The following is a 13,686-nucleotide window of genomic DNA, read 5'->3' on the forward strand; positions in this document are numbered from 1 at the left end:
TAAAAGTTCTCAAATCCTAAGTCTTTATGATTTAGGTACCAACACACATTCAAGTGTTCTTGGGAATGTATCCTTGCCAGGATGCATTCAAATTTGAGTCCGGCAAAATCGAATGTTATCTCGCTCATAATAAAGAGATAACGCACCTTGGAAACGTCATACTGCAGCGTAGCAACTGCATTGCGTTAAGCAAGACCCTTTGGGGTTGTATGGTTAAGTGACTAAGCGTACACGGTGGATGCCTTGGCAGTCAGAGGCGATGAAAGACGTAATAACTTGCGATAAGCCCAGATTAGGTAGTAATAACCATTTGAGTCTGGGATTTCTGAATGGGGAAACCCACGTGCATAAGCACGTATCATTAACTGAATACATAGGTTAATGAGGCAAACTCGGGGAACTGAAACATCTAAGTACCCGAAGGAAGAGAAATCAACCGAGATTCCGAAAGTAGCGGCGAGCGAAATTGGATTAGCCCTTAAGCTTTTAATGCGTCAGGTGAAGAGTCTGGAAAGTCTCGCAGTATAGGGTGATAGCCCCGTAACCGACAACGCATTTTAAGTGAAAACGAGTAAGGCGGGACACGTGATATCCTGTTTGAACATGGGGGGACCATCCTCCAAGGCTAAATACTACTGACTGACCGATAGTGAACCAGTACCGTGAGGGAAAGGCGAAAAGAACCCCTGTGAGGGGAGTGAAATAGAACCTGAAACCGTGTACGTACAAGCAGTAGGAGCGCCTCGAAGCGTGACTGCGTACCTTTTGTATAATGGGTCAGCGACTTAATTTTAGTAGCAAGGTTAACCGTATAGGGGAGCCGTAGGGAAACCGAGTCTTAACTGGGCGTCGAGTTGCTAGAATTAGACCCGAAACCAGGTGATCTAGCCATGGGCAGGTTGAAGGTTGAGTAACATCAACTGGAGGACCGAACCGACTAATGTTGAAAAATTAGCGGATGACTTGTGGCTAGGGGTGAAAGGCCAATCAAACCTGGAGATAGCTGGTTCTCCCCGAAAGCTATTTAGGTAGCGCCTCGGACGAATACCAATGGGGGTAGAGCACTGTTAAGGCTAGGGGGTCATCCCGACTTACCAACCCTTTGCAAACTCCGAATACCATTGAGTACTATCCGGGAGACACACGGCGGGTGCTAACGTCCGTCGTGGAGAGGGAAACAACCCAGACCGCCAGCTAAGGTCCCAAAGTATAGCTAAGTGGGAAACGATGTGGGAAGGCTCAGACAGCCAGGATGTTGGCTTAGAAGCAGCCATCATTTAAAGAAAGCGTAATAGCTCACTGGTCGAGTCGGCCTGCGCGGAAGATGTAACGGGGCTAAGCTATACACCGAAGCTGCGGCTGCATACTTTGTATGCGGGGTAGGGGAGCGTTCTGTAAGCGGTTGAAGGTGGTCTGTAAGGGCTGCTGGACGTATCAGAAGTGCGAATGCTGACATGAGTAACGATAAAGGGGGTGAAAAACCCCCTCGCCGGAAGACCAAGGGTTCCTGTCCAACGTTAATCGGGGCAGGGTAAGTCGACCCCTAAGGCGAGGCCGAAAGGCGTAGTCGATGGGAAACGGGTTAATATTCCCGTACTTCTTATAATTGCGATGGGGGGACGGAGAAGGCTAGGTGGGCCTGGCGATGGTTGTCCAGGTTCAAGTATGTAGGCGGAAGGTTTAGGTAAATCCGGACTTTCTCAACGCTGAGATACGATGTCGAGCTGCTACGTGCAGTGAAGTCATTGATGCCATGCTTCCAGGAAAAGCCTCTAAGCTTCAGATTATAAGAAATCGTACCCCAAACCGACACAGGTGGTCGGGTAGAGAATACCAAGGCGCTTGAGAGAACTCGGGTGAAGGAACTAGGCAAAATGGTACCGTAACTTCGGGAGAAGGTACGCTCTTGGCGGTGAAGTCCCTTGCGGATGGAGCTACTAGGAGTCGCAGATACCAGGTGGCTGCAACTGTTTATTAAAAACACAGCACTGTGCAAAATCGTAAGATGACGTATACGGTGTGACGCCTGCCCGGTGCCGGAAGGTTAATTGATGGGGTTAGACTTCGGTCGAAGCTCTTGATCGAAGCCCCGGTAAACGGCGGCCGTAACTATAACGGTCCTAAGGTAGCGAAATTCCTTGTCGGGTAAGTTCCGACCTGCACGAATGGCGTAATGATGGCCACGCTGTCTCCACCCGAGACTCAGTGAAATTGAAATCGCTGTGAAGATGCAGTGTACCCGCGGCTAGACGGAAAGACCCCGTGAACCTTTACTACAGCTTGGCACTGAACATTGACCCTACATGTGTAGGATAGGTGGGAGGCTTTGAAGACGGTACGCCAGTATCGTTGGAGCCGTCCTTGAAATACCACCCTTGTAGTGTTGATGTTCTAACTTAGTCCCCTTATCGGGGATGAGGACAGTGCCTGGTGGGTAGTTTGACTGGGGCGGTCTCCTCCCAAAGAGTAACGGAGGAGCACGAAGGTGGGCTAAACACGGTTGGACATCGTGTGGTTAGTGCAATGGCATAAGCCCGCTTGACTGCGAGAATGACAATTCGAGCAGGTGCGAAAGCAGGTCATAGTGATCCGGTGGTTCTGAATGGAAGGGCCATCGCTCAACGGATAAAAGGTACTCCGGGGATAACAGGCTGATACCGCCCAAGAGTTCATATCGACGGCGGTGTTTGGCACCTCGATGTCGGCTCATCACATCCTGGGGCTGAAGTCGGTCCCAAGGGTATGGCTGTTCGCCATTTAAAGTGGTACGCGAGCTGGGTTTAGAACGTCGTGAGACAGTTCGGTCCCTATCTGCCGTGGGCGTTGGAAGATTGAAGGGGGCTGCTCCTAGTACGAGAGGACCGGAGTGGACGAACCTCTGGTGTTCGGGTTGTCATGCCAATGGCATTGCCCGGTAGCTAAGTTCGGAATCGATAACCGCTGAAAGCATCTAAGCGGGAAGCGAGCCCTGAGATGAGTCTTCCCTGGCACTTTAAGTGTCCTAAAGGGTTGTTCGAGACTAGAACGTTGATAGGCAGGGTGTGTAAGTGCTGCGAGGCATTGAGCTAACCTGTACTAATTGCCCGTGAGGCTTAACCATACAACACCCAAGGGGTTTTGTGGACTCAAAGTAAGAACTTTGAATGTGTGATATAACTTTTAAATAATAGCTTTCCGAATTTTAAAATTTGCTTGGCGACCATAGCATTGTGGACCCACCTGATTCCATGCCGAACTCAGAAGTGAAACATAATAGCGCCGATGGTAGTGTGGGGTTTCCCCATGTGAGAGTAGGACATCGCCAGGCTTTAAATTACATCGCTTTAAAGCAGTTAGTAAGACTTTAAAGAGATAAGAATTAGGTGCGGAGTGGTAGTTCAGTTGGTTAGAATACCGGCCTGTCACGCCGGGGGTCGCGGGTTCGAGTCCCGTCCACTCCGCCACTTATTTTAGAGAACCTCGCTTTGCGAGGTTTTTCTGAATCTGAAGTTTGAGAAAAATCAGACTCAGATCACAGTTTTAGGGGTGTAGCTCCAATTGGCAGAGCAGCGGATTCCAAATCCGCGTGTTGGGAGTTCGAATCTCTCCACCCCTGCCATACAGAAGGCCTTAGCAGCAATGCTAAGGCCTTTTTGCTTTCTATAAACTTACATAGTCAGTGTGTTATACCCAAGTAGAACTGTAGATTTCACCAATTTTCTTAGTGAACATGTGGTGTGAGCTTGGAGGTAAGTCCCTTCGAATCTCCGGAATGCCGGCCCAGTCCACCCCTGCTAAATTGAAGGCCTTAGTTAGGCGCTTCGTATTAACACCAGGGTCTCCTTTATTACCTGCAATATAGGAAAGTAGAAAAGACCAACGGACACAGACACAGTATAGAGAATTGATTTACTTGAACCGTGGGAGTCCTTAACTGGCTTCTTACTTCAAGGTAGGCATTGCTAATAGATATATTGAGTTGAGTATCAGCGTAAATAGAGGTGTTGTAATCTGGCTGGATAGCCACATCCTTTGAGGCTTGAGGCTTGAGGCTTGAGGCTTGAGGCTTGAGGCTTGAGGCTTGAGGCTTGAGGCCGAAAAAAAAGCCGCTGATAAACAGCGGCTCCAATCAAACATCAATAAGTGAAATAGATTTACTTACTCAATAACAGCAGTGCCTTTTGTGAGACTTCATTTGCGGCATTGGTGTAGTTCTGTTTGTGTAATGCGTTGGCAAGTTGGCCGTAATCAATGGCATTAGGTCGGATCTTCAACGCTGACTCAAAGTAAGCCTGTGCATCACTCCAGTTGCCTTCGTTCATCAGTATCTGACCAATAACACTTTGTAGGTCGCCATTGTCCTTAAACTTCTTCTCTAGACTCTTAAGGTGGCTCAATACAGGGTACCAGTCGGTGATATGTAAGGTTGGGAATACATTCAGCAGTTCCGCCTTAGGTGACTTCTGGGTCGCTTCTTTTAGCACTGTGATTGCCGTTGAGTCTGCGCCGCGATTAATCAGCTCACTGGCAAAGGTCACGATGATCTTACTTTCAGACTTCATGCTTTTGCCTAAATGGTCCCAGTAGCGAACGATACCATCGACGCCTTGTTGATGAGATAACTCTGAGATACGCCCTGCATGTGCTTGTACTGAAAGCTTGTGGTATTCGTCTTTATCTACCCCTTTCGCTTTCTTTAATATTGGAAGCAAATCCAATAAAGGCTGCCAGCAATCCAGTTGGATATAACAGGTTTTTAGCAGGGTGAGCAGACGAGGGTTATCGGGGTAATCATGTCTTAGGCTGGATAGCACATCAAAGGCACTTGCAAAGTCACCCGCGGCCATCGCTTGCTTGCCCTTGGTTAGACCTATAGCAAGATCAGCGCCTTGTTGCTTTGAAGCTAATTCAAAGTACTTATCGCGCTTGTCGTCTTTGCCTAGCTCGTGAGCGGCTTCAGCAGCGACCAGATAACACAGCAATGGCATATCGTGCGAGTTAGACCAGCGAGTTACCTTTTTCTCTGCGCTCTGCCAATCACCTTCAATTAACTTGATAATGCCTTCATTGGTCAGCCTGCGAGCTTTTTTGAGCTTACGGTTACTAAACCAATTCCAGGTAGCGCTAGATGCTCGTATTGAACGCTTGATCAAGAACTCAGCAAAGAACAACGCAATCAGAGCGCCAATAACGAAGATGACTAACGTGGTGACACTCATCTCAATAGTGTATTCAGCCAAAGAGATCAGCACATAGCCTTGTTGACCTGAGAATTGGGTTCCGACAAAAAGACCAATCCCTAGTGCGATGAAAACAAACAGTATGCGAATCATTTGTTTTCCTCCGTGACAATAGTCGTCACCTCTCTACGCAAGCGTTCACGAATAATATCTGCGATGAGCTGATTGGTTTCTAGCTTAGCAGGGTACTCTAGGTCTACTTTAACCTTTGATAATTTATCCAATGCACTCTCAAACTCGTTAACGGATTGTGCATCTTGATCTAAATAGGTTTGGCTCCACTCAAGTGCAACAAGCAGACTCTTGCGATAGATCTCTTCTTGCTCTGAGTAGGTTGCTTTGATCGCGGTTTCCAACTTAGCTTTAATGTTCTCTCTCAAGTAGAAATGTTGCTGAGGAGATAGAAGTGGCACTGCGCTACCATCGCGAACTCTAAAGGTGATGAAGTGTTCTGCGAAGTTCTCTAGAGATGTAGATAGGTTGGTTTGCCAGTCTTGAATGTCCTTAGATACGTGTTTCTTCGTTTCTTCTGCAGCTTCTGGCAGGATGGCATTAGCTAGTGGCAACTTATCGACTTGCTCTTGAAGAGCGATCAATTGCAGCGCGACGCCATCTTTGTCTAATAGAGGCAAGCTGCGTAATTCAGTAATATCGTTGGCCATTGCTTGGCGTAGTGGCACCAGACTCGGGTCATTAAGTGTCGCGATGCGCTGATCCGCGGCTTCCATTAGCTTGGTTGCAGTAACAAGATCGTGTTCTAAAAATAGCTTCCTTCCCGCGAGTTTAACTAAGTAGTCTGCTTCTGCGAGTAGCCAGTCATTGGGACGACGCCCTTTGACATCAGAGATAGCCAGTTGCAGGCTCTCTATACTTTTTTGTTGCTGACCAATCAATACTTCTGTTCTGTTTACCGCTTCGTTGGCTGTCTGAGCTGCTGATTGCTGTGTCTCTTGAAGTTGCCCATTGATTGTCTGTTGGGCTGTTTTTAGTTGACCAGAGACCGCTGAGAGCTGCTGTTGAAGAAGTTGGTTCTGTTGATTGAAGTAATAAAAACCTGCGCCAGCGGTGAGTAGAGAGATAACAACCGCCGCAATAGCGAGTCGTTTTGCTGGCTTGTTGGGTTCGTTCTCTTCACTTTTCTTTGCTGTATTGGGTTTCTTAGCGCTTGGTGCTGTTGTTTTCTTTGCGGCAGGCGAAGCTGGAACGGGTTCACTCTTGTTAACTTTGTTGTCGTCATCGAGTTTTTTATCGTCAGTCATTTTATTTTCCTATGTAATTCGCCTGAATGCTGTCAATGATGGCTTGATTGGATGCACCCTTGATATTGTGAACTTGAGTAAAGCCTAATTGTAAGGCTAAGTTAGCGACTCTTTCACTGGGAACCATCAACTGTAAAGAGTGTAACCAATTTTTAGATTGGGTAGGTATTTGTTGTGCAAAGAATTTTAATTGTTCGAAGCTGGTAACAATCAGAGTGTCTACCCCATCGAGTTGCCATTGTATAACTCGGCTCTCACCATCAAAGTTTAGCCATTGACGCTGATAGCTCTCAACATAGACCACATCCGCTCCAGTTTGTTGCAAGCTTTCGAAAAGCATTTCCCGCCCACTTTCACCTCTCAGTATGCTTACCTTTTTACCTTTTAGATCATAGGAAGACAAAAGCCCCAATAACCCCTCGGTGTCTTCCGACTTGGGTGATCTGACAGTGAGATGAGTGCATGAACGTAAATAAGTCGCTGTTTTACTGCCAACCGCAAGGTACTGAGCTGCTATCGGCCAGTTCTGACTTTGCTTAGCTAGGATTTCGTTGGTGTAGTGAACGGCTGGCTGGCTGACGGCGATAACCACCTCTGAGTGAGATAGATGATCTAAGGTATGAAGCGGAGGTTGGGACTTCTGAAATGAAACAACGGGGCAGTAGCTTGCTACTACCCCTATATTGCATAAGGCATCACATAGTTCTTTGGCCGAAGGTTGAGGTCGAACTATAAGTGCCTTCATTGGAATTAGGCCTGATTGTACACTTCGCTAAGAATTTCTTTTGCCCCCGAAGCAAGCAGTTCCTGCGCTAGTTCTTCACCCATCGCGATCGCTTGCGAGCGTTCTCCTCGGGTTTCAGCTCTGATAATCTCGGTACCGTCTGGCTTACCCACTAAACCTCTGAGGTAGAGTTGATTGTCTGGAGTAATCACGCAGTAACTACCGATAGGTACCTGACAGCCACCTTCAAGGGCGAGGTTCATCGCGCGCTCAGCGGAAACACGATCAGAGGTATCGGTATGATTTAGGGGTTTAATGAGTTCTAGAACGCGCTCGTCATCAAGGCGGCACTCTATGCCTACAGCGCCTTGTCCTACCGCAGGAAGAGAAGACTCAGGCTCAATATAGCTTTGAATACGCTCTTCCATTTCTAAGCGCTTTAGTCCTGCTGCGGCTAAGATAATGGCGTCGTACTGCCCATCATCTAGCTTGCCCAAGCGAGTGCCTACGTTACCTCTTAATTCTTTGATGACAAGATCAGGTCTGGCTGCGCTAATTTGACACTGTCGGCGAAGGCTACACGTACCGACGATAGCGCCTTGAGGCAACTCATCAACGGATTGATAGGTATTGGAAACGAAAGCGTCTCTAGGGTCTTCTCGTTCACAGATAACCGCTAAGCCTAGCCCCTCAGGGAAATCGACAGGAACGTCCTTCATTGAATGAACGGCAATATCTGCGCGCTTCTCTAGCATGGCCACTTCAAGCTCTTTAACAAACAAGCCCTTTCCACCTACTTTAGCTAGCGGCGTATCAAGGATGATGTCGCCTTTGGTTACCATGGTCACCAGTTCAACATCTAGGTCAGGGTGAATCTCTTCTAAGCGAGATTTAACGTAGTGAGCTTGCCACAATGCAAGTGGGCTTTTGCGAGTCGCAATTCGAAGAGTTTGTTTTGACATAATAAAGGCAACAAAATGAGAGATAGCCTGATTCTATCACTGCTAGATATAAATTTTCAGCGAGTAGAGATAGGCTTAATGGTGCTAACTCACATAATGTTAAGTTTTCTATGCATATGTGATGCTAATCACGCCGTTTAGGTCATACTGATCGCATTTGTGTGACCTTTATAATCTTTGAGTTATTCTGCCAACTTAGCTGTCACTGAAAGGTGACAATGGGTGATTTTCTTTACCTAATAACTAAAAAGTGTTAGATTGGTCACGTTTTGTAGGGTTTTAGTTTAAAATTAAAGCGTCCTTACTTTTATTTCTTTGTTTGGGAAGTTGACTTGCAAGCATATACTCGCACATTAATCGCTAGGCTCGATTCGCTGAATGAACAGCGTAAACATCGTGCACTAGACATGATGGATGCTCAAGGTAAGCAAGTATTTTCACTCATCCCGCTTTTGCTTCATTACAACCATCCAGCTTTACCTGGGTATATCTCTAATGATGTCCCACAAGGCGTCTTCGATTTTTCTGCTGACCCTGAACAACGCCAATTTCTCGACAGTTGCGCTCGTTCAACAGGGGAAGAGATCTCAGCTCCTACCAATATCGACATTCTAGCTCTGTACACCATGGGAAGTACTTCTTCCATTGGCCAGAGTCTGACTAGCGATCTTGATATTTGGGTATGTATCTCTCCTGAGATGCCAGCAGAAAAGCGAAGTGTACTGGCCAACAAGTGTCTCAGAATTACAGACTGGGCACAGCAACAGGGTATCGAAGCAAACTTTTTCTTGATGGACGACCAGCGATTCAAGCAGTCCAACAAGAGTGAAGCAATGACAGGGGATAATTGTGGCTCTTCTCAACACATGCTGCTTTTGGATGAGTTCTACCGTTCCGCTATGCGTATGGCAGGTCAACGCCTGTTGTGGAGCATCGTGCCTCCTGAAATGGAAGAGTGCTATGAGCAGTACGTACTAGAGTTATGCAACAGTGGAGAGATCGACTGCAGTGAATGGCTCGATTTTGGACAGCTTAACAAAATCCCAGCAGAAGAGTATTTCGGCTCTAGCCTTTGGCAATTGTTCAAAAGTATAGATTCGCCTTACAAATCAGTACTGAAAGCTATCCTGCTTGAGGCCTATTCGTGGGAATATCCGCAGACCCAACTTTTAAGTATTGATACCAAACGTAGATTCTTTGCACACGAGCCCGACCTTTACGGTATGGACGCTTACTATGCGATGCTAGAAAAGGTCACTCGATACTTGCAAAGAATCGGTGACCAAGCTCGTCTTGATCTTGTGCGTCGTTGTTTCTATTTGAAAACCCACGAGAAAATATCGCAACAGCCTAAACTTGGCTCGGTCTCTTGGCGTCGCAAGGCGATGCAGCAGCTGACCTTGAGCTGGGGCTGGAACGAGCAGGATATTTTTGAACTTGATACGCGTCGTGACTGGAAGGTCGAGCGTGTTAAGGGTGTGCATCATAATCTGCTTGATGCCTTGATGGAAAGTTACCGTAATCTGATCCAGTTTGCGCGTCGCAACGACATCACCTCGGTAATTAGCCCGCAGGATATCTCTATTCTTGCGCGTAAGCTTTACGCTGCCTTTGAGGTGTTGCCGGGCAAGGTTACCTTGCTTAACCAGCAAATTTCTCCTGACCTACATGAGCCAGATTTGAGCTTTATTCAGGTGGAAGAAGGGCGTAGTAATGCTGAAGGTTGGTATTTATACAAACAACCTTTAACGCCAGAACGCATTATTGGTCAATCGCCAATTGAGCATCACACGTCGCTAAGTAAGCTAGTTGCATGGTCATTCTTTAATGGATTGATCACTGAATCTACACGCCTGCATTCTGTTGTTCGCAGCGCTGATATCGACATCGATAAGCTGTATCAGATGGTGAGTGACCTAAGAAACACCTTCTCACTGCGTAAACGTCGCCCTACTATGGAGGCGCTTGCAAGCCCTTGTGAGATAAGCCAGTTGGCAATGTTCATCAACCTTGAGAATGATCCAACTGAAAAGCTAAGTCCACGCCAAGCTAAAAAAGACTGTCGCAATGTGAATCTGTTCTCTTGTGGTACAGATGCAACGAGTATGATTGGCAGTGTCGATCTGGTGTATCGAAATTCATGGCATGAAGTGCGTACTCTGCACTTCCGTGGTGAAACCAGTATTCTTGATGCCCTTAAAACGATTTTAGGTAAGATGCACCAAGATGCTTTGCATCCTGAGTCTGTGGATGTGTTTAGCTACAGTAAAAACTTCCGCGGTTTGATGCGTAATACCGTTTACCAACTCCTTGCTGAATGTATTGAGCTAAGGCTCAAGCCTGTTGAGCAAGAGAAGCGTCGTCGCTTTAAAGCTATTGGCGTTGGTAGCAAGATGTATGGCTTGTTCTTTGAGCGTCGTGGTGTTTCTGTGCAGACGCTAGAAAATTCTGTAGAATTTTATCAAAGCATCTCAACCAATAAGCTTACCGGTTCACCGTTAGATAAACTGGATAAAGAAAAAGACTTCTCGCTTCCTGACGTTATTGATGGCTTTGCTAGTGAGGGACTTATTCAGTTCTTCTTCGAAGACACCGAAGATGGTTTCAATATCTACGTGTTGGATGAAAATAACGCCGCAGAGGCCTATCACAGATACAGCCATGATAAGAACGAAGTGGTGAGTGAAGTGAATAACTTCTACACCAACGGCTTAAATCGTGCCGGTGCGAAGGCAAACTTTAATTTGCCTCAGTACTATCAAATTATTCATCAGCACGATCAAGATAGCTTCATCGTGCCGTATCGTAGTGATAGCGAACTCCACTCCACCCCATCTGCTGTGGTGGGCATCTAGTGGCTAACAGGCTGGGTTTTATACCCAGTCTATCTCTTCGCCCGCTTGCTTTTCGCATTCCGCTTTAACCAACGCCATTAGCTCAAAGCCTGTCTTAGAGCAGATCCAAGCACCCTCTTGCATAGAAAAATGATATCCGCCCGATTTAGAGGCTAACCAGATCTCACGCATTGGCTCTTGCTTATTGATGATGATTTGAGTGCGGTCTTCAAACTCTAATGTCATCACGTTGCCCGATGTTTCAAAATCGATATCAGCGCCAGAATCTTCTATCGCTTGCTCAATATTTGTTAGTTGCTCATCAGCCAATTGGTGAAACTCACTGTCCTTCATGCATAGTTCCTATTGCTTTTCTTAATGGTGGTGCGATTATAGAGGCAAGGTCAAATATATCACCAACATCATCATGAAAAAAATTATCTCGCTATTGTGTTTGGGTTCGACACTACTTTTGGCCGGCTGCGGTCAAACAGGCCCTTTGTATATGCCGAACGATGCAGGTCAAGAAACACCTGAGCAGCCCGCGCAGTAGTTATTGAAGAAAGGAAAAAATCTTGGATTATTTTAATTATCAGGAAGATGGTCAGCTTTGGGCTGAAGGGGTTCCCCTGACCCAGGTTGCACAACAATTTGGTACTCCAACTTACGTATATTCTCGCGCTACCTTAGAGCGTCACTGGAATGCTTTCGATCAGTCCGTTGGTGATTTTCCTCACTTGGTTTGTTATGCAGTTAAAGCCAACTCTAATCTGGGCGTATTGAATGCGTTGGCAAGATTGGGTTCAGGCTTTGATATTGTGTCACTAGGTGAGCTTGAGCGTGTTGTTGCCGCCGGTGGCGATCCATCGAAAGTGGTATTTTCGGGCGTGGGTAAAACGGCTGAAGAGATCAAGCGAGCGCTTGAGCTTAATATTAAATGCTTCAATGTAGAGTCAGAGCCTGAATTGGAACGCATTAATCAGGTGGCAGGAGAGTGTGGCACACAAGCCCCCGTTTCTCTGCGTATTAACCCTGACGTTGATGCTAAGACTCACCCATACATCTCAACGGGCTTACGTGATAACAAATTTGGTATCGCTTTTGATCAAGCACCGCGTGTGTATCAACTCGCTCAGCAGATGCCTCATCTGAATGTTGTTGGGATTGATTGCCACATCGGTTCTCAGTTAACCGACCTCGACCCTTTTATCGATGCAGTCGATCGCCTTCTTGGCTTGATTGATAACCTGAAAGCACAGGGCATCAATATTAAGCACCTTGATGTAGGTGGTGGCTTGGGCGTGGTTTATCGTGATGAAATGCCTCCTCAGCCTTCGGACTATGCAAAAGCATTACTGGCTCGTTTACATAACCACCCTAATATCGAATTGATTTTTGAACCGGGTCGAGCGATCGCGGCTAACGCAGGTGTGCTGCTGACCAAGGTTGAATTCCTGAAGCATACTGAACACAAAAACTTCGCTATTATTGATGCAGCAATGAATGACCTTATGCGTCCGGCGCTATATCAAGCGTGGCAAGATATTGTGCCTTTGCTACCAAGAGAAGGTGAGCCAACGACTTATGACCTGGTTGGCCCTGTATGCGAAACAGGAGACTTCTTGGGTAAAGATCGCAACCTTGTGCTAGAACAAGGCGATCTCCTAGCAGTGCGCTCTGCTGGGGCTTATGGGTTTACTATGTCCTCAAACTATAACTCTCGCCCACGTGTTGCCGAGATTATGGTGGATGGCGATATGCTACACCTCATTCGTCAACGTGAGAGCGTTGAAAGCTTATGGCAGCTAGAAAGCACATTACCGGAGTAATTGAACAGAATGCATTTCCATTTCTCTAAAATGCACGGACTAGGCAACGACTTTATGGTCGTTGACTGCATTACTCAAAATATATTCTTTTCGCCAGAATTGATTCGACGTCTTGCTGATCGCCATACGGGCGTGGGCTTCGATCAATTGTTGGTGGTTGAAGCGCCATATGATCCAGAAACAGACTTTCACTACCGCATTTTTAACTCTGATGGCTCAGAGGTAGAGCAGTGTGGTAATGGCGCACGTTGCTTTGCACGGTTTGTGGCGATGAAAGGCTTAACCAATAAATACAGCATTCGTGTGAGTACCAAGAAAGGCAAAATGGTCCTTAAGCTTACCGAAGGCGATTTGGTTCGAGTGAACATGGGCGTTCCTGAGCTTGAACCAAGTAAGATCCCATTTAAAGCTAAGCAAAAAGAGAAAACCTACATCTTAAGAGTGGGCCAACACACCCTGTTTTGTGGCTCCGTCAGCATGGGTAACCCTCATGTGGTGACGGTTGTCGATGATGTCGCAACAGCCAAGGTTGAAGAATTAGGGCCACTGCTTGAGTCTCATGAACGCTTCCCTGAGCGAGTTAACGCCGGGTTTATGCAAATTGTCGATAGGAACAATATTGCTCTTAGAGTCTACGAGCGCGGTGCTGGTGAAACTCAAGCTTGCGGAAGCGGTGCTTGTGCGGCAGTTGCGGTTGGTATTTTGCAAGGCTCATTAGATGAATCTGTGGAGGTTCAACTCACGGGCGGTAAGCTAACGGTCGAATGGGCAGGCCCAGGCGAACCGTTATACATGACGGGCAGTGCTACGCATGTATTTGATGGACAGATTAGCTGTTAATTGTTTGCTGAATAAGGAT

Annotated in this window: 9 protein-coding genes, 2 tRNA genes and 2 rRNA genes; 8 read left to right on the top strand and 5 right to left on the bottom strand. The window is 46.8% G+C overall.

The features are described from left to right. The first annotated feature begins 211 nt into the window (after positions 1–211). The 4 genes from A6E01_RS00295 (at position 212) to A6E01_RS00310 (ending at position 3,598) form a co-directional block, all read left to right on the top strand. Positions 212–3,100 (top strand): 23S ribosomal RNA (locus A6E01_RS00295). A gap of 91 nt (positions 3,101–3,191) precedes the next feature. After that, positions 3,192–3,307: ribosomal RNA gene (gene rrf / locus A6E01_RS00300) — 5S ribosomal RNA — on the top strand. Positions 3,308–3,366: 59 nt separating this feature from the next. Next, a tRNA-Asp gene (locus tag A6E01_RS00305) sits at positions 3,367–3,443 on the top strand. A 78-nt stretch (positions 3,444–3,521) separates the two neighbouring features. Next, positions 3,522–3,598: transfer RNA gene (locus A6E01_RS00310), tRNA-Trp, on the top strand. A 535-nt stretch (positions 3,599–4,133) separates the two neighbouring features. On the opposite strand, the gene A6E01_RS00315 is transcribed toward A6E01_RS00310, so the two are convergent. Genes A6E01_RS00315 through hemC form a run of 4 tightly spaced genes read right to left on the bottom strand, consistent with a single transcriptional unit; the run spans position 4,134 to position 8,164 of the window. Next, positions 4,134–5,312, bottom strand: coding sequence for a heme biosynthesis HemY N-terminal domain-containing protein (locus A6E01_RS00315; RefSeq protein ID WP_017029282.1), 1,179 nt, complete (start codon positions 5,310–5,312; stop codon positions 4,134–4,136). Beyond that, positions 5,309–6,478, bottom strand: coding sequence for a uroporphyrinogen-III C-methyltransferase (locus tag A6E01_RS00320; RefSeq protein WP_017029283.1), 1,170 nt, complete (start codon positions 6,476–6,478; stop codon positions 5,309–5,311). The genes A6E01_RS00315 and A6E01_RS00320 overlap by 4 nt, the downstream gene beginning before the upstream one ends. A 1-nt stretch (position 6,479) precedes the next feature. Beyond that, complete coding sequence (locus A6E01_RS00325; protein ID WP_017029284.1) at positions 6,480–7,223, bottom strand: uroporphyrinogen-III synthase; 744 nt, start codon at positions 7,221–7,223, stop codon at positions 6,480–6,482. Between the two features lie 5 nt (positions 7,224–7,228). Then, on the bottom strand, positions 7,229–8,164 hold the full coding sequence (hemC, locus tag A6E01_RS00330; RefSeq protein ID WP_065209342.1) for a hydroxymethylbilane synthase: 936 nt from the start codon (positions 8,162–8,164) through the stop codon (positions 7,229–7,231). A gap of 332 nt (positions 8,165–8,496) precedes the next feature. On the opposite strand from hemC, the gene A6E01_RS00335 reads away from it, so the two are divergent. After that, on the top strand, positions 8,497–11,019 hold the full coding sequence (locus A6E01_RS00335) for a class I adenylate cyclase (protein WP_017029286.1): 2,523 nt from the start codon (positions 8,497–8,499) through the stop codon (positions 11,017–11,019). 18 nt (positions 11,020–11,037) lie between these two features. On the opposite strand, the gene cyaY is transcribed toward A6E01_RS00335, so the two are convergent. Beyond that, positions 11,038–11,352 carry an iron donor protein CyaY gene (gene cyaY / locus A6E01_RS00340; RefSeq protein ID WP_017029287.1) on the bottom strand — a complete coding sequence of 105 codons (315 nt, stop codon included), beginning with the start codon at positions 11,350–11,352 and terminating at the stop codon, positions 11,038–11,040. Between the two features lie 73 nt (positions 11,353–11,425). On the opposite strand from cyaY, the gene lptM reads away from it, so the two are divergent. From lptM to dapF, 3 genes are read left to right on the top strand one after another with little or no spacing between them, the layout of a single operon-like run. After that, positions 11,426–11,551, top strand: a complete 126-nt coding sequence (gene lptM, locus A6E01_RS20860) for an LPS translocon maturation chaperone LptM (protein WP_017033040.1) — start codon at positions 11,426–11,428, stop codon at positions 11,549–11,551. Positions 11,552–11,573: 22 nt separating this feature from the next. Further along, positions 11,574–12,827, top strand: coding sequence for a diaminopimelate decarboxylase (gene lysA / locus A6E01_RS00345; RefSeq protein ID WP_017029288.1), 1,254 nt, complete (start codon positions 11,574–11,576; stop codon positions 12,825–12,827). 9 nt (positions 12,828–12,836) lie between these two features. Beyond that, the gene (dapF, locus tag A6E01_RS00350; RefSeq protein ID WP_017029289.1) at positions 12,837–13,667 is read left to right on the top strand and encodes a diaminopimelate epimerase; all 831 of its coding nucleotides are present in this window, start codon (positions 12,837–12,839) and stop codon (positions 13,665–13,667) included. Positions 13,668–13,686: the final 19 nt, after the last annotated feature.

The sequence above is a fragment of the Vibrio breoganii genome, assembly GCF_001677275.1.
GTDB lineage: Bacteria > Pseudomonadota > Gammaproteobacteria > Enterobacterales > Vibrionaceae > Vibrio > Vibrio breoganii.

Bases quoted from the DNA above. Each gene is read 5' to 3' on its own strand.
- A6E01_RS00315 (WP_017029282.1), bottom strand. From the start codon at position 5,312: ATGATTCGCATACTGTTTGTTTTCATCGCACTAGGGATTGGTCTTTTT.
- A6E01_RS00320 (WP_017029283.1), bottom strand. From the start codon at position 6,478: ATGACTGACGATAAAAAACTCGATGACGACAACAAAGTTAACAAGAGT.
- A6E01_RS00325 (WP_017029284.1), bottom strand. From the start codon at position 7,223: ATGAAGGCACTTATAGTTCGACCTCAACCTTCGGCCAAAGAACTATGT.
- hemC (WP_065209342.1), bottom strand. From the start codon at position 8,164: ATGTCAAAACAAACTCTTCGAATTGCGACTCGCAAAAGCCCACTTGCA.
- cyaY (WP_017029287.1), bottom strand. From the start codon at position 11,352: ATGAAGGACAGTGAGTTTCACCAATTGGCTGATGAGCAACTAACAAAT.
- lptM (WP_017033040.1), top strand. From the start codon at position 11,426: ATGAAAAAAATTATCTCGCTATTGTGTTTGGGTTCGACACTACTTTTG.
- dapF (WP_017029289.1), top strand. From the start codon at position 12,837: ATGCATTTCCATTTCTCTAAAATGCACGGACTAGGCAACGACTTTATG.